Annotated in this window: 14 protein-coding genes and 2 tRNA genes; 7 read left to right on the top strand and 9 right to left on the bottom strand. The window is 70.3% G+C overall.

The window, feature by feature from the left end; genetic code table 11:
- Window positions 1-41 precede the first annotated feature (41 nt).
- Complete coding sequence (locus tag HNR30_RS31710) at window positions 42-1,328, bottom strand: MFS transporter (RefSeq protein WP_181613706.1); 1,287 nt, start codon at window positions 1,326-1,328, stop codon at window positions 42-44.
- 158 nt (window positions 1,329-1,486) lie between these two features.
- Between HNR30_RS31710 and HNR30_RS31705 the strand changes: the two genes are divergently transcribed.
- Window positions 1,487-2,293: a sirohydrochlorin chelatase gene (locus tag HNR30_RS31705; RefSeq protein ID WP_312894771.1), complete on the top strand. Its 807-nt coding sequence runs from the start codon at window positions 1,487-1,489 to the stop codon at window positions 2,291-2,293.
- A gap of 42 nt (window positions 2,294-2,335) precedes the next feature.
- Window positions 2,336-2,896, top strand: a complete 561-nt coding sequence (locus tag HNR30_RS31700) for a GNAT family N-acetyltransferase (protein ID WP_181613705.1) — start codon at window positions 2,336-2,338, stop codon at window positions 2,894-2,896.
- A 220-nt stretch (window positions 2,897-3,116) separates the two neighbouring features.
- Here HNR30_RS31700 and HNR30_RS31695 read toward each other — a convergent pair whose 3' ends face one another.
- Complete coding sequence (locus HNR30_RS31695; RefSeq protein ID WP_181613704.1) at window positions 3,117-3,575, bottom strand: hypothetical protein; 459 nt, start codon at window positions 3,573-3,575, stop codon at window positions 3,117-3,119.
- 60 nt (window positions 3,576-3,635) lie between these two features.
- Here HNR30_RS31695 and HNR30_RS31690 point away from each other — a divergent pair, with 60 nt between their 5' ends.
- Window positions 3,636-4,040, top strand: coding sequence for a nitroreductase family deazaflavin-dependent oxidoreductase (locus HNR30_RS31690; RefSeq protein ID WP_181613703.1), 405 nt, complete (start codon window positions 3,636-3,638; stop codon window positions 4,038-4,040).
- On the opposite strand, the gene HNR30_RS31685 is transcribed toward HNR30_RS31690, so the two are convergent.
- Entirely contained in the window at window positions 4,030-5,508 is a 1,479-nt protein-coding gene (locus HNR30_RS31685; protein ID WP_181613702.1) for an Nramp family divalent metal transporter, read from the bottom strand. The two genes, HNR30_RS31690 and HNR30_RS31685, sit on opposite strands and share 11 nt — an antisense overlap.
- Window positions 5,509-5,622: 114 nt before the next feature.
- Here HNR30_RS31685 and HNR30_RS31680 point away from each other — a divergent pair, with 114 nt between their 5' ends.
- The gene (locus HNR30_RS31680; protein WP_181613701.1) at window positions 5,623-5,991 is read left to right on the top strand and encodes a PH domain-containing protein; all 369 of its coding nucleotides are present in this window, start codon (window positions 5,623-5,625) and stop codon (window positions 5,989-5,991) included.
- Here the strand turns inward: HNR30_RS31680 and glgA are convergent.
- Together glgA and HNR30_RS31670 are read right to left on the bottom strand one after the other, a co-directional pair.
- Window positions 5,973-7,142 (bottom strand): glycogen synthase, encoded by a 1,170-nt coding sequence (gene glgA, locus HNR30_RS31675; RefSeq protein ID WP_181613700.1) that lies wholly within the window; start codon window positions 7,140-7,142, stop codon window positions 5,973-5,975. The two genes, HNR30_RS31680 and glgA, sit on opposite strands and share 19 nt — an antisense overlap.
- Before the next feature lie 9 nt (window positions 7,143-7,151).
- On the bottom strand, window positions 7,152-7,673 hold the full coding sequence (locus HNR30_RS31670; protein ID WP_181613699.1) for an isochorismatase family protein: 522 nt from the start codon (window positions 7,671-7,673) through the stop codon (window positions 7,152-7,154).
- Window positions 7,674-7,730: 57 nt separating this feature from the next.
- Between HNR30_RS31670 and glgC the strand changes: the two genes are divergently transcribed.
- Window positions 7,731-8,966 (top strand): glucose-1-phosphate adenylyltransferase, encoded by a 1,236-nt coding sequence (gene glgC, locus HNR30_RS31665; protein WP_181613698.1) that lies wholly within the window; start codon window positions 7,731-7,733, stop codon window positions 8,964-8,966.
- Between the two features lie 38 nt (window positions 8,967-9,004).
- Here the strand turns inward: glgC and HNR30_RS31660 are convergent, their stop codons facing one another.
- Window positions 9,005-9,958: a Gfo/Idh/MocA family protein gene (locus HNR30_RS31660; RefSeq protein ID WP_181613697.1), complete on the bottom strand. Its 954-nt coding sequence runs from the start codon at window positions 9,956-9,958 to the stop codon at window positions 9,005-9,007.
- A gap of 60 nt (window positions 9,959-10,018) precedes the next feature.
- Here HNR30_RS31660 and HNR30_RS31655 point away from each other — a divergent pair, with 60 nt between their 5' ends.
- Entirely contained in the window at window positions 10,019-11,290 is a 1,272-nt protein-coding gene (locus HNR30_RS31655) for a lipopolysaccharide biosynthesis protein (protein WP_181613696.1), read from the top strand.
- Window positions 11,291-11,304: 14 nt separating this feature from the next.
- Window positions 11,305-12,372, top strand: coding sequence for a GNAT family N-acetyltransferase (locus tag HNR30_RS31650; RefSeq protein WP_181613695.1), 1,068 nt, complete (start codon window positions 11,305-11,307; stop codon window positions 12,370-12,372).
- A 3-nt stretch (window positions 12,373-12,375) separates the two neighbouring features.
- Here the strand turns inward: HNR30_RS31650 and HNR30_RS31645 are convergent.
- The 3 genes from HNR30_RS31645 to HNR30_RS31635 all read right to left on the bottom strand — a co-directional run bounded on the left by HNR30_RS31645 (window position 12,376) and on the right by HNR30_RS31635 (window position 13,498).
- Window positions 12,376-12,449: transfer RNA gene (locus HNR30_RS31645), tRNA-Leu, on the bottom strand.
- A gap of 99 nt (window positions 12,450-12,548) precedes the next feature.
- Window positions 12,549-12,623: transfer RNA gene (locus HNR30_RS31640), tRNA-Pro, on the bottom strand.
- Window positions 12,624-12,766: 143 nt separating this feature from the next.
- Complete coding sequence (locus HNR30_RS31635; protein ID WP_181613694.1) at window positions 12,767-13,498, bottom strand: enoyl-CoA hydratase/isomerase family protein; 732 nt, start codon at window positions 13,496-13,498, stop codon at window positions 12,767-12,769.
- Between the last annotated feature and the right edge of the window lie 73 nt (window positions 13,499-13,571).

The raw sequence follows: 13,571 nt of genomic DNA, 5'->3' as shown, positions 1-13,571 counted from the left end.
TGGGCGGTGGCTGCCACCGCCGCCCACCCGCACGGGACCCTCTAGACGGGCACCTTGGCCTCGGCCCGCCATCTGCCCCTGAAGGCCGCGATGGAGACCAGGAAGACCACCTGCCCGGCCATCGCGATGAACAGCCAGGTCGCCCAGCCCGAGGTCTCGGCGACCTGCGTGGCGCTGACGAGCAGCACCACGACCATGATCCGCACGACCATGCCCCACATGCCCAGGGCCGCTCCCTGCAGCCGGGGGTCGACGTCCTCGGCGTCCTCGGAGAAGCCCGCCATCCACGGCACGTAGGCCAGCCCCAGGAAGACGAAGAGCAGCGCGTAGACGAACGCGATGAGCACAGCGCCGGGGCGCTCGCCGACGAGGCTGATGAAGTAGGCCAGCGTCGCGATGGTCAGGGCGGTGCCCGCCGCGATGAAGGGCTTGCGCAGTTGCAGCCGGTCGGAGACGCGTCCCACGACGACGACCACCAGGGCGTTGAGGATGAGCCCGATGGCCACCACCAGGTTGGCCTCGGCGGGACTCAGCCCGAAGGACGTGGTCAGGATGGTCTGGCCGAAGATGGCGAAGGTCCAGTAGAGGATCTGCCAGCCGGTGTTGCCCAGCACGTGCGCCCACAGGTGCGGGTGGCGCAGCAGCTCGCGGGCCTTGCCCGGGTCGATCTTCTCCTCGGCGCTGACGGCGGCCTCCGCGGTGAGCACCTGGGCGCGCAGCGCGGCGCTGGGCTCGGCGATCTGCCAGATGATGACCGCGCACATGACGAGCGACAGGATGCCCATGATGATCGCCTGCGACTGCCAGGCGTTGTCGAAGAGCGGCAGGGTGAGCCCGGCGATGCCGGAGGCCAGGAAGCCGGCGCCGACCGGGCCCCAGGTCCAGAAGCCGAAGGCCTGGGCGCGGCCCATGCGCGGGGAGAAGTCGCGCACGAGGCTGGCGGTGATGGTGATGCCGGCGCCCTCGATGAACAGCATCAGGCACCGCACCGCGAACAGCTGTCCTGTCGTCTCGACGAGGGCGAGCAGGAAGTTGCACGCGGCGGTGACGGTCAGGGTGGGGACCAGGATGGTCACCCGTCCCCAGCGATCCGACAGGATGCCGCCGAAGCCCGCCGAGATCCCGGCGACGAGCACCGAGGCGGCGGCGATGAGCCCGTAGGTGCCCAGCGACATCTGCAGATCGGTCATGAGCAGCGGGAGGATGGTGGCCAGGGTGGTCTCGAAGTTGGCCACGAGGCTGGCCAGGACGGCGATCGAGAGTAACCAGACGCGGCGCCGCCCGACGGGGTAAACGCTCAGCTCACGGACATAGAACGGCTTGCGCATCCGCCCTCCTCCAGAACTCATTTCTAGAGCACGATTCCGTTCCGGTCGTCCGAGGTCAACGGGGCGTTTGATCACGATGTGATGTCGATCACACCCGTGTTGTGCTTGTGATTGGTTTCGAGCACAGGGAGGGCGAAATGGTCATAAACTGCGGGCCTGTGAGCGAGCTTGTCGAGGGATCCAGCCTGCCGAACCGCACCGCCCTGCCCACGCGCCAGAGAGCGCCCAGGCCCGGCGGCGGAAGGCACCGTGCTCCCGTACCCACCAGCCTGCCTTCGGACGCACCGATCCTCGTACTGGTGGTGTCGGGCCAGACCGACGGCGCGCCGTCCGAGATCGCCTCCGTGGTGCAGGTCGACAATCCCCAGATCGAAGTACGCCTGGCCTCCACCGGCTCGCTGGCCGAGGCACTGCCCGAGGACCGGGCCGCGGTGATCGTCCCGCTGCTCACCTGGCCGGACCCCGCCGTCCTCGGCGAGATCGGCAAGACCGTCGCCGCCACCGGGGGCGACGCCGTGATCACCGAGCCGCTCGGGCCGCACCCGCTGCTGGCCGAGGCCCTGCACATCCGCCTGGCCGAGCGCGGGCTGGCCCGCGCCGACCGGGTGCGCCTGATCAACATCGCGAGCCCGGTCGACGCGGTCATCGTGGGCGTCAGCGGCGGCCCCGCCGCCGTGCAGGCCGCCCAGCCGACCGCCGTGCTGCTGGCCTCGCGCCTGACCCTGCCGGTCGTCGCCGCCTGCCTGGACGGCGAGCCGGGACTGGAGGCCGCGGCCACCCGGCTGCGCGCCGCGGGTGCGCAGCGGCTCGCCGTCGCGCCCTGCATCATCGGACACGAGATGTCGGCCGTGGCACTGGCCGACGCGGCCGGGGCCGTCGAGGCCGGCTGCGCCGCCCCTCTGGGCGCGCACAGCCTGCTGGCGGACCTTGTCGCGCGAGCTTACGGGAGTCAACTCGCGACTTGACAGCTATTGTCAAGATCATGTGGATAGGTTTACGTTTGCCCCATGCGTTGCGTACAGGTCACCGGCGCCCAGCTCGGCCTGCGTGAGGTCACGCCGGCCGATGTCGCCGCCCTGCACGCCATCTACGGCGACCCCGCCGCCACCGAGCACCTGCCGTTCAACCCGCGCACGCCTGACGAGGTCTCGTCGATGATCGACGAGGCCCGCAAGGAGGCCGACGCGGAACCGCGCCGCCTCTACCTGCTGGCCGCCACCGAGCCGCACGACGACCGGGTGATCGGCGTCGCCCGGCTGCACATCGAGGCCGACCATCCGCACAGCGCCGAGATCGGGCTCGGGCTGCGGCCCGACCTGTGGGGGCGCGGGCTCGGGACCGACCTCGTCCGGCTCATCCTCGGGTTCGGGTTCCGGCAGCTGCGGCTGCACCGGATCTGGGGCGCCCGCTCGCCCGCCAACGTGCCGGCGCAGCTCGCCATGCTGGTGGCGGGCATGGTGGAGGAAGGCCGGGTGCGCCACCACGTGCTCACGCCGACCGGGTACCGGGACTCGATCGTGCATTCGGCGATCTCGGACGAGTGGCTGGGCGAGCAGGGCCAACGCTGACCCGCCGCACCACCCGCGCCGAGCCACCCACCCGCGCGAACCGAACGACCCCACCCGCGAGTCACGCCCACCCACCCGCACCGCACGCGCGGGCCGGAAACGCGGGCCGGAAACGCGGCCCGAACACGCGGCCCGAACACGCGGCCCGAACACGCGGGCCGAACACGCGGGCCGAACACGCGGGCCGGACACGCGGGCCGGAAACGCGGGCCGGAAGCGGCTACAAATACGCCCGGGCCGCCGTCACGAGGTCGGCCGGGGCGTCGGTGGTGTCGATGAACAGCGCGCCCTCAGGGGTGCGCTCCCGCACGTCGCGGTCGCGGATGGCGAAGACGGCGGGCGCGGGCCCGGCGAGGTCGCCGAAGCGCGCGACGACCGCCGCCACCACGGCGCGCCGCACGTCGGCCACCACCTCCCGGACGCTGTGGTCCTCCCCCGCGGCGACCACGTAGCCGAGCATCGCGGCGAAGCGCGCCTCGGTGTCGGAGGCGGGCAGCTGGCCGGGCAGCACCGGCCGGTCGAGCCAGAAGACCCTGCCCGCCAGGAAACCGTCGTAGCGCCTGCCGTCGCGCTCGAGCGAGCGGGCGGCGGTCGTGACGATCTCCCCGAACTCCGCCAGGTCGGCCCGGGACGGCAGGTCGGTGGTGACGAACAGCGGCACGATGAGCGAGTCGAGCATGCGCGACATCGTAGGGGCGGCCACCGACATTTAACGGCGTGAGTGGGTAGCTGGAACGGCATGTTGTACGGAAAGGAACACGTCAAGCGTTACCAGGAGACCGGCGGCGCCGAAGGCCACGACTGGAACGGCGCCACGGTCCTGCTCCTGACCACCACCGGCCGCCGTTCCGGCGAGCCGTACACCACGCCGGTCATCTACCAGCGCGACGGCGACGCCCACGTGGTCGTCGCCTCCAACGGCGGCGAGCCGAAGGACCCCGACTGGTACCTCAACCTGCTGGCCGACCCGGACGCGGAGATCCAGGTCGGCCCCGACAAGCACCACGTCACCGCCCGTACGGCCGAGCCGGAGGAGAAGCCGCAGTTGTGGGGCCTGATGACGCGCGTCTGGCCCGACTACGACGCCTACCAGGGCAAGACCGACCGGAAGATCCCCGTGGTCGTGCTGGAGCCTAGAAGGTGATCAGCGGATCGCCCACCAGGTCGGCGACGAAGTTGACGAAGAAGAAGCCGAAGAACAGGAAGTTGAGCACGAGCACCACGTAGTGCCACGGCCTGGGCCGCGCCGGTCTCGGCAGCTTGCGGTTGAGGTAGATGAGCAGGAACGGGTAGATCAGCGCGCCCAGGTTCGACATGTTCGCCGACCAGTTGACCAGGTTCTGCGGCAGCGTCAGGTGGATCGCGATCGAGATGATCACGAGCAGCACCAGCATGAACGGGTAGTAGAACTTGCGCGGGTCGCCCTCGATGAGCCTTCGCAGCCGCGGGCTGGTGGCGTGCGAGGCGTCGGTGGTGACGCGCACCATCGCCTCGAAGATGCCCAGCTGGGTGGAGAAGAGGATCAGGACCCCCATGACGAGCGCCAGGTAGAACATCGGCCTGCCGTACTCCGCGTCCAGGGCGCTGGCCACGAAGGTGGGCACGTTGGCGTCGGTGGGCTTCTCGCCGCTGAGCTGTACGGCCTGCGCCATCAGGATGACCGGCAGCAGCATGCCGAAGATCGCGCCGAAGAAGAAGACGCCCCACATGTCGACCATGAGCAGCCGGTACCAGCGTTTCCACAGCGCCTGGTTCTTGGCGTCGTCGGGGAAGGTGACGCCGCTGGCCAGGAGTTCGCGCCGCTCACCGCGCAGGCCGGACAGGTAGCCGGCCCGGAAGCCCATGCCGTAACCCTTGTCGCGGTAGTGGCCGAGGATGTACCAGTTCAGCCCCGAGGCAAGCGCGGTGAATCCGGCCAGGGCGCCGATCTGGGTCGCGGTGATGCCCGCCGGTGGCATGGCCGGGGTGAAGAAGCTCCTGATGCCCTCCCACCACAGCGAGAAGGGAACCACGAACAGGTCGATGATCAGCAGCACGACGAGGATGGTGCCGACCATGATCCAGTTGGCCAGCTCCAGCGCCCGGCTGATCCGGCGGGCCAGCGCGGTGATGAGGAAGACCAGCACCAGCAGCGCGATGGCCCACAAACGTGGTTCCTCGGCCCCGCGCGGCGGCACCACGCCGTGCACGAGCGCGTAGACGCCCTGTCCCGCGGAGGCGGCCCAGCCGCCCGCGATGAAGGCGAACAGGACGATCACCACCGAGAGCGGGACCCAGAGCTTCCAGCCGGGTGGCACCCGCCCCCAGCCGACGACGGGGCTCTCGCCGGTGGCCAGCACGTAGCGGGCGCATTCGACGTTGTAGAAGGTCTGCAGCAGCGCCGAGACCAGGATGACCCAGCCGACGCCGATGAATCCGAACTCCCCGACGCTGCGGGGGCCGATCAGCCATTCGCCGCTGCCGATCGAGATGCCCAGCGCGATCAGGCTCGGGCCGACGGCGTACTTGAACAGTTCCTTGGGGCCGATCCTGGCGACCTTGAAGACCTCTTCAGGGGTGGGCAGATCGACGATGTCGAGATCTGGGCGGCTGACTCCGAGTTTGTAGGCCATGGCACGCCTCCTCCGGATTTCAGCGTGATCCTCCGCATATGAGGGAGCAAGACCCATTTCTTCAGGCGCCGGGGCGCACGGAACCCCGGCTCGGCCGCCACACGTTGCCCTGATATGGCAGACATCCCTTATGACCGAAAAGAGCAACTCAAGCAGATCGAGAGCGGCTTATTGCGCGGCGAGCAGATCATCGCCGTCTACGACGCCATCGGTGCGGGCACCGGATTCCTCGGCCTCACCGACCGCCGCGTGATCGTGCAGGACAAGTCGTTCGTCGGCAAGAAGATCGCCATCACGAGCATTCCGTACAACAAGATCTCCGCGGTCAGCGTCGTCAGCAACAAGTCGCTCGCCGGGCAGTTCTTCTCCTCCGGGGCCATCGCCATCCACGTCGGCACCCACACCTACGAGGTGGAGTTCCGCGGCGACGACAAGGCCCACCACGTGCACAACGTGATCCTGCACTACATCAGCGCGGCGTAGAGCTCCAGGGTGCGCTCCGCGATCCGCGCCCACGAGAAGTGCGACACCGCCCGCGCCCGTCCCGCCGCCCCCAGGGCGGCCGCGCGCGCCGGGTCGCCCAGCAGGGCGTTGACCCGCTCGGCCAGGTCGGCGGCGAAGAAGTCGGGATCGTGCGGCTCGCCGTCCGCCTTGGCCGAGATCGGCACCAGCAGCCCGGTCTCGCCGTCGGCCACCACCTCAGGGATGCCCCCCGTGGCGGTGGCGACCACCGCGGTCTCGCAGGCCATCGCCTCCAGGTTGACGATGCCCATCGGTTCGTAGACCGACGGGCAGACGAAGACGGCGGCGTGCGTGAGCAGCTGGATGACCTCGGGCTTGGGCAGCATCTCGGAGATCCAGAAGACGCCGTCGCGCTCCAGCCCCTCGACCAGGCCCTTGATCTCGGCGGCGATCTCGGGCGTGTCGGGCGCCCCCGCGCACAGCACGAGCTGGGCGGCCGGGTCGAGGGAGCGGGCGGCGCGCAGCAGGTGGGCCAGGCCCTTCTGCCGGGTGATGCGGCCCACGAAGATCACGTACGGCCGGTGCGGGTCGATGCCGTGCTTGCGCAGCACCGCGGTGTCGTGGTCGGGGGTGTACTCGACGGTGTCGATGCCGTTGTGGATGACGCTCACCCGCTCGGGCGCGATCTCGGGGTAGGCGCTGAGCACGTCTTTGCGCATGCCCTCCGAGACGGCGATGACCGCGTCGGCCGAGGCCAGGGCGGTGCGCTCGGCCCAGGAGGAGACGGCGTAGCCGCCGCCGAGCTGCTCGGCCTTCCAGGGGCGCAGAGGTTCGAGGCTGTGCGTCGTGACGACGTGCGGCGTGCCGTACAGCAGCTTGGCGACGTGACCGGCGAAGTTGGCGTACCAGGTGTGGCTGTGGACCACGTCGGCGCCCTCGCACGCGGCGGCCATCTCCAGGTCGACGCCGAGCACCTGCAGGGCGGCGTTGGCCGTCTCCAGGCCGCCGGGGACCCGGTGGGCGGAGACGCCGGCCTCCTCGCGGGCGGCGCCGAAGCAGCGCACCCTGACGTCGGCCAGGCGCCTCAGCTCGCGGGCCAGGTACTCCATGTGCACCCCGGCTCCGCCGTACACCTCGGGCGGATACTCACGGCTCAGCAGATCGACGCGCATAGGCCAACCCTAGCCAAGCGCGGCGAGGAGTTCGGCGGAGGTGGCGACCGTGCCCAGGCGCGGGAAGACGTACTCGAAGGCGAACTCGTGCGCTTTGGCGTCGAGCCCCGTGGTGCCGCACTCGAGCACGATCACCTCGTAGCCGAACTCGTCGGCGAAGCGGGCCGTCTGCTCGACGCCGAAGTTGGTGGCGATCCCCGCGATGACCAGCGTGGTGATGCCGCGCCCGCGCAGTTCCTCGTCCAGGCCGGTGTTGTGGAAGGCGCCCCACGTCCGCTTGACGATCTCCAGGTCGCCCTCCTGGGGGCGGGCGTCGGCCACGAAGCCGCTGCCGGGCGGCTGGGCGGTCACGTTCGGCCGCTCGACCCTGACGTTGACGACGAGCCCTCCGACCTTCCGCATGGCGCTCGCCATCGCCGCACACCGCGCGACGACGACCCCGCCCGAGTACGGAGCCAGTTCCTGGCCGACGATGCGCTCCATCAGATCGACCAGCACCAGCGCGCTGGTCCGGGGGTCCAGGGTGATCATGCGCGCCACAATAGTCCGTTGACTGTTCTCGCGCCCGTTTCGGGGTAGCTTCTGCCTATGACGTCGCCCAGGGTCCTCGCAGTCGTGCTGGCAGGTGGAGAAGGAAAGCGGCTCATGCCGCTGACAGCGGACCGGGCCAAACCGGCCGTCCCCTTCGGCGGCATGTACCGGTTGATCGATTTTGTCCTGTCCAACCTCGCCAACGGTCACTACCTCAAGATCGTGGTGCTCACCCAGTACAAGAACCACAGCCTCGACCGGCACGTCTCGCGCACCTGGCGGCTGTCGGCGATGCTGGGCAACTACGTGACGCCCGTCCCCGCCCAGCAGCGCCTGGGACCCCGCTGGTTCTCCGGCAGCGCCGACGCCCTCTTCCAGAACCTCAACCTCATCTACGACGAGGAGCCCGAGCACGTGATCGTGTTCGGCGCCGACCACATCTACCGCATGGACCCGCGGCAGATGGTCGCCCAGCACGTCGACTCCGGCGCCGACGTCACGGTCGCGGCGATCAGGCAGCCGCTGTCGCTCGCCGACCAGTTCGGCGTGATCGAGACCGACCCCACGGGCAACAAGATCGTGGCCTTCCGCGAGAAGCCCAAGGACGCCGTCGGCCTGCCCGACTCGCCCGACGAGATCTACGCCTCGATGGGCAACTACGTCTTCAAGACCCAGGCGATGATCGACGCCCTGCGCGAGGACGCCCTGGACCCCACCTCCAAGCACGACCTCGGAGGGAACATCATCCCGATGCTCGTCAAGGGGGGCGTCGCGGACGTCTACGACTTCGCCGACAACCTCGTGCCCGGATCCAACGAGCGCGACCGCGGATACTGGCGCGACGTGGGGACCCTGGACGCCTACTACGAGGCGCACATGGACCTGATCTCCGCACACCCCGTCTTCAACCTCTACAACGACCGCTGGCCGATCTACACCGGCCACGACCCGCTCCCCCCGGCCAAGTTCGTGCACAACGAAGGTGACCGGGTGGGCCGCGCGATCGACTCGCTCGTGTCGCCCGGCGTGATCATCTCGGGCGGCGCGGCGGAGCGGTCGATCCTGTCGCCGCGGGTGGTGCTGCACTCCCACTCGCTGGTCGAGGACTCGGTGCTGATGGACAACGTCAAGGTCGGCAGGGGCGCCATCGTGCGCCGCGCCATCATCGACAAGAACGTGGTCATCCCCGACGGGGCGCGCATCGGCTTCGACCTCGAACAGGACCGCAGCCGCTACGCCGTCACACGGGGCGGCATCGTGGTGATCGGCAAGAACGAGATCGTCGAGCGGTAGCGCGGCCGATCAAAGGGCGCCCAGACACGCACGGCCGATCAGAGGGCGCCCAGGCGGGCGCGCACCTCCTCCATCACGCGCATGACCGCCAGGCTGTCGTCGAGCGGCATGATCGCGCTCTCCGTGCGGCCCTCGGCGAGCGCCGCGGCGACCTCGCGCACCTGGCCCTCGTAGCCGCCCTGTGCCGGGTCGAGCAGGTGCTCCTCGGGCTCGACGCCGGGCCCTCTGAGCACCATCCGGCTCGGCGCCCAGAAGGGCGCGTCGATGTCGGCGCGCAGCCCCGTGCCGACGATGGTCGCGGCGTTGGCCATCGGGCTGAGCAACGAGGTGTCGAGCAGCGCGCGGGCGCCGCCGGGGTAGGTCAGCAGGATCCCGGCCTCGGCGTCGACGCCCGACGGCGCCAGCGAGCCGGTCACGTGGATCTCCTCGGGGACGCCCAGCAGGAAGTGCGCCAGCGCGATCGGGTAGACGCCCAGGTCGAGCACGGTGCCGCCGCCGGTCGCCGGATCCCACAGCCGGTGGGTCGCGTCGAAGGCGAGCGGGAAGCCGAAGGTGGCCTGGACCGAGCGGATCGTCCCGAACCGCTCGTCGGTGGCCAGCCGGCGCACGAGCGGGTTGAAGCGCATCCACATGGCCTCCATGAGGAAGACGCCCGCCTCGCGCGCCAGCTTCACCAGCCGCTCGGCGTCGGCCAGCGACGCGGTCAGCGGCTTCTCGCACAACACCGCCTTGCCCTCCGCGATCGCCAATTCGGCCACCCGCAGGTGCTGGGCGTGCGGAGTGGCCACGTAGACGGCCTCCACGTCAGGGTCGGCGCACAGCTCGGCATAGGAGCCGTAGGCCTTCGCGCCGCCCAGGTCGGCGGCCAGAGCGGCGGCGCGTCCCACGTCGCGCGAGCCGACGGCGGCCACCCTCATGCCGGGCTCGGACGCGATCACCGTGCCCACGGTCCGCGCGATTCCACCGGTTGCGGCAATACCCCAGTTCGTCATGAGTACCGATTGAAAGCCAGAGACAAGGCCACCGCAACCGGCGCACCGCACAGTGTGACCATGACCACCCTGGCCGCGCGGCTGCGAAGCGACCTGAGGAACCCCCTGTTCCTGCAGGGGTACGCGCTCATGGCCAACACGGGGATCACCGCCGTGCTGGGCTTGGGCTACTGGATGCTGGCCACCCGCCTGTACTCCCCCGAGGCCTTCGGCGAAGGACAGGCGCTCATCGCCGCGATGCGCCTGTTCGCGTCGCTGACCGGGCTGGCGTTCGTCGGCGTGCTGGCCAGGTTCATCCCGCTGGCGGGCCGGCGCACGGGTGAGCTGATCGTGCGCGGCTACATGGTGGCGGGAGCCATCGGGCTGGTGGCGGCGCTCGGATTCCTGCTCACGCTGCCGATCTGGGGCCCGGCCTACTCCGCGCTCGGCGGCTTCGGCCCCGGCCTGTTCTTCCTGGCCGCGGTGCTCGTCTGGACGATCTTCACGCTGCAGGACGTGGCGCTGACGGGACTGCGGCGCGCGGTCCTGGTACCGGTCAACAGCATGCTCTACGGCCTGGTCAAGATGGGCATGCTGGTGGGCCTGGCGGGCGCCATGCCGGGTGACGGCATCTTCGTCTCCTGGGTGCTGCCGACCGCCATGGCGGTCATCCCGATCAACTGGCTGATCCTGCGCCGCTGGGCGCCCGCCGCCCGGCACGACGGGCCGCCGCCCACCGCGCGCGAGGTCGGCCGCTTCCTGGCCGGCGACTTCCCCGGCGCCCTGTCGGCGCTGCTGGTCGTGTTCCTGGTGCCGGTGCTGGTGGCCGCCTGGCTGGGCGACCCGCGGCTGTTCGGCTACTTCTCCGTCGCCCACTCGCTCGGCTGCATGCTGTGCGTGCTGACCGCGAACATGGCGGTCTCGCTGACCGTCGAGAGCTCGGGCAGGCGCGACGAGCTGGCCCGCAACGTGCGCGCGACGCTGCGCCGCACCTTCACGCTCGTCGTCCCCGTCGTGCTGTTCGTACTGGTCGGCGCCCCCGCCATGCTCGGATTCTTCGGAGCGGAACTTTCCGCGTACGGCACGCCGTTGCTCAGGCTGATGGCGCTGGCCGTACTCCCAGGAGTCCTCATCGACGTCCACCTCGGCACCCTGCGGGCCACCGGCGAGGCAGCCCGCCTGGCCGTGGTGCAGATCGGCCAGGCGGTGCTGGTGCTGGGCTCGGTCGCCGTGGCCTTCCCCGTCTGGGGCATCGCGGGCGTCGGCTACGCCATCGTCGGCAGTCAGTTGCTCGTCGCGGCCCTGGTCCTCCCCCGGGTCCTGAAGGACCAAGCACTCGATATCCACGCATAGGGTGAGCTCACACTATGAAGATCCACGTCGTACGGCCCGGCGAACTGGGCGACACCGAGATCGCGGCCTGGCGTGCCATGCAGGACGCCCAGCCGCACCTGGCCAACCCGTTCCTCAGCCCCGAGTTCGCCGTCGCCATGGGCGAGGTCTCGCCGCACGCGCGCGTGGCCGTCCTCGACGACGGCCGGCCGGCGGGCTTCCTCGCCTACGAGCTGAACGGCCGCGGGGTCGGCGCCGCCATCGGCGCCTGGGTCTCGCTCGGCCAGGGCCTCGTGCACCGGCCGGACCTGGAGATCACCGCCGACGAACTGCTCGGCGGCGCGGGACTGCACGTCTACGAGTACGGCACGCTGGTGCAGCACCAGCCGTGGTTCGAGCCGTTCGAGACGTTGTCGCAGGAGAGCGTCATCGTCGACGTGTCCAACGGCTTCCCCGCCTACCTCGAGGGGCTGAGCAAGCAGTTCGTCTCCAACACCTTCCGCAAGGAGCGCAAGCTCGGGCGCGAGGTGGGCGAGGTCTCCTTCGACTTCGACGTGCGCGACGAGGCGACGTTCCGCCTGCTGCTGGAGTGGAAGTCGGGCCAGTACCGGGCGATGGGGCGGCCCGACCGGTTCGCCAAGCACTGGGTGCGCGAGCTGGCCGAGCGGCTGTGGGCGATCGACACGCCGGCGTTCGCGGCGCCGCTGTCGATCCTGTACGCGGACGGCAAGCCCGTCGCGGGCCACTTCGGGCCCCGGTCGTCGACGGTGCTGGTCGACTGGTTCCCCGCCTACGACCCGGCGCTGTCGCGCTACTCCCCCGGCCTGATCATGCACCTGCGCCTGTCGGAGGCGGCGGCCGCGCACGGGGTGCGCTCGTTCGACCTGAGCGTGGGGACGGGCTCGCAGTACAAGAACTCGCTGCGCAGCCACGGCCTGCCGGTGGGCGAGGGCATCGTCCGCCGCCGCACGGCGGGCGCCGCCGCCCACTGGGTCCGCACGGAACCGGTCAGGCGCACGCGGCGCTTCATCCTGGAGTCCCCCGTCCTGTACGGCGCGGCCGACAGGCTGATGCGCCGGATGGCGCGCGTGCGCAACCGCTGATCGTGCCGCCCCAGGGATTCGAACCCTGAACCTCCGCATCCTGAATGCGGCGCCTCTGCCAGTTGGGCCAGAGCGGCGTGAGCCCCGAAAGCACGGTTGGCGTGGGCCGTGCCAGGGGCGGTCGGGCCGATATCCAGCCGGGGGTTCGCCATTCCCTCCGGACAGACCGGCACCGGTCCGAGTGGCAGGATTCGAACCTGCGACCTTCTCCTCCCAAGGGAGACGGGCTGACCAATCTGCCCTACACCCGGAAATTCAAAAGCCGCCCGGTGCAGCACCTGGCGGCTTCACGGATTCCCTGTGGCCAGGGTTATCCGGAAGCCGTGGCGGGCGGCAGAAGAAGTTCTCTCATGGCTTCCACGGTAAAGCGCGCCCCCGGCAATACGCCACCGAATTAAAAGCGCGGCGCCCGCTTCTCGAGAAAGGCCGCGACGCCTTCTGCGGCGGAAACGCGGGAGCGGCGTTGCCATTCCAGGAATCGCGCCTCGTCGGCGCGGCCGTCGGCGATCTCCTTGGTGGCGGCCAGCGACACCGGCGAGCGGGAGGCGATGGTGGTGGCCAGGGCGTGCACGCGCCCGTGCAGGTCGTCGGGGAGCTCGTCGACGAGGCCGGTGCGCAGCGCCCAGGGGGCGTCGAAGAGGTCGGCCGAGTAGAGCAGCAGTTTGGCCGCGCCCGGTCCGACCTGGTCGACGAGGCGGCGGGTCGACGACTGCGGGTAGACGAGGCCGAGCTTGGCGGGGGTGACGCCGAAGCGGGTGCCGGGGTCGGCCAGGCGCAGGTCGCAGGCGAGGGCGAGCTGGCAGCCGCCGCCGACGCAGAAGCCCTCGATCTTGGCGATGACCGGCTTGGGGAAGGCGATGAGCGCCTGCTCGGCGGCGACGGTCAGGCCGGTGTCGTCGCCGCCTTCGGTGAGCCGGGAGATCTCGGACAGGTCGGCTCCGGCGCTGAAGGTGCCTCCCGCGCCGGTGAGGACGGCGACCCTGACGCCGGGGTCGGCGGCGAGCTTGTCGAGCAGCTGGGGGATGAGCCGCCACATCTCGGCGGTGAGGGCGTTGCGCTTGCCGGGGCGGTCGAGGGTGAGGGTGGCGACGCCGCCTTCGACGGTCACCGTGATCGGTTGGGTCACCTACCGATTGTGACTCAGGGGGCGGCGACGGGCTCCGGCGGCATGGACGAAGAGGGGTCGTGCTTTCCTGTCC

The organism is Nonomuraea soli, assembly GCF_013761175.1.
GTDB classification, from domain to species: domain Bacteria; phylum Actinomycetota; class Actinomycetes; order Streptosporangiales; family Streptosporangiaceae; genus Nonomuraea; species Nonomuraea soli.
Note: the sequence above shows the minus strand (reverse complement) of the source record. Positions and strands in the feature narration are given on the sequence as shown.

What these genes read in the sequence shown, in the direction of transcription:
- HNR30_RS31710 (WP_181613706.1), bottom strand. Translation starts at nt 1,328, where the DNA reads ATGCGCAAGCCGTTCTATGTCCGTGAGCTGAGCGTTTACCCCGTCGGG.
- HNR30_RS31700 (WP_181613705.1), top strand. Translation starts at nt 2,336, where the DNA reads ATGCGTTGCGTACAGGTCACCGGCGCCCAGCTCGGCCTGCGTGAGGTC.
- HNR30_RS31695 (WP_181613704.1), bottom strand. Translation starts at nt 3,575, where the DNA reads ATGCTCGACTCGCTCATCGTGCCGCTGTTCGTCACCACCGACCTGCCG.
- HNR30_RS31690 (WP_181613703.1), top strand. Translation starts at nt 3,636, where the DNA reads ATGTTGTACGGAAAGGAACACGTCAAGCGTTACCAGGAGACCGGCGGC.
- HNR30_RS31685 (WP_181613702.1), bottom strand. Translation starts at nt 5,508, where the DNA reads ATGGCCTACAAACTCGGAGTCAGCCGCCCAGATCTCGACATCGTCGAT.
- HNR30_RS31680 (WP_181613701.1), top strand. Translation starts at nt 5,623, where the DNA reads ATGGCAGACATCCCTTATGACCGAAAAGAGCAACTCAAGCAGATCGAG.
- glgA (WP_181613700.1), bottom strand. Translation starts at nt 7,142, where the DNA reads ATGCGCGTCGATCTGCTGAGCCGTGAGTATCCGCCCGAGGTGTACGGC.
- HNR30_RS31670 (WP_181613699.1), bottom strand. Translation starts at nt 7,673, where the DNA reads ATGATCACCCTGGACCCCCGGACCAGCGCGCTGGTGCTGGTCGATCTG.
- glgC (WP_181613698.1), top strand. Translation starts at nt 7,731, where the DNA reads ATGACGTCGCCCAGGGTCCTCGCAGTCGTGCTGGCAGGTGGAGAAGGA.
- HNR30_RS31660 (WP_181613697.1), bottom strand. Translation starts at nt 9,958, where the DNA reads ATGACGAACTGGGGTATTGCCGCAACCGGTGGAATCGCGCGGACCGTG.
- HNR30_RS31655 (WP_181613696.1), top strand. Translation starts at nt 10,019, where the DNA reads ATGACCACCCTGGCCGCGCGGCTGCGAAGCGACCTGAGGAACCCCCTG.
- HNR30_RS31650 (WP_181613695.1), top strand. Translation starts at nt 11,305, where the DNA reads ATGAAGATCCACGTCGTACGGCCCGGCGAACTGGGCGACACCGAGATC.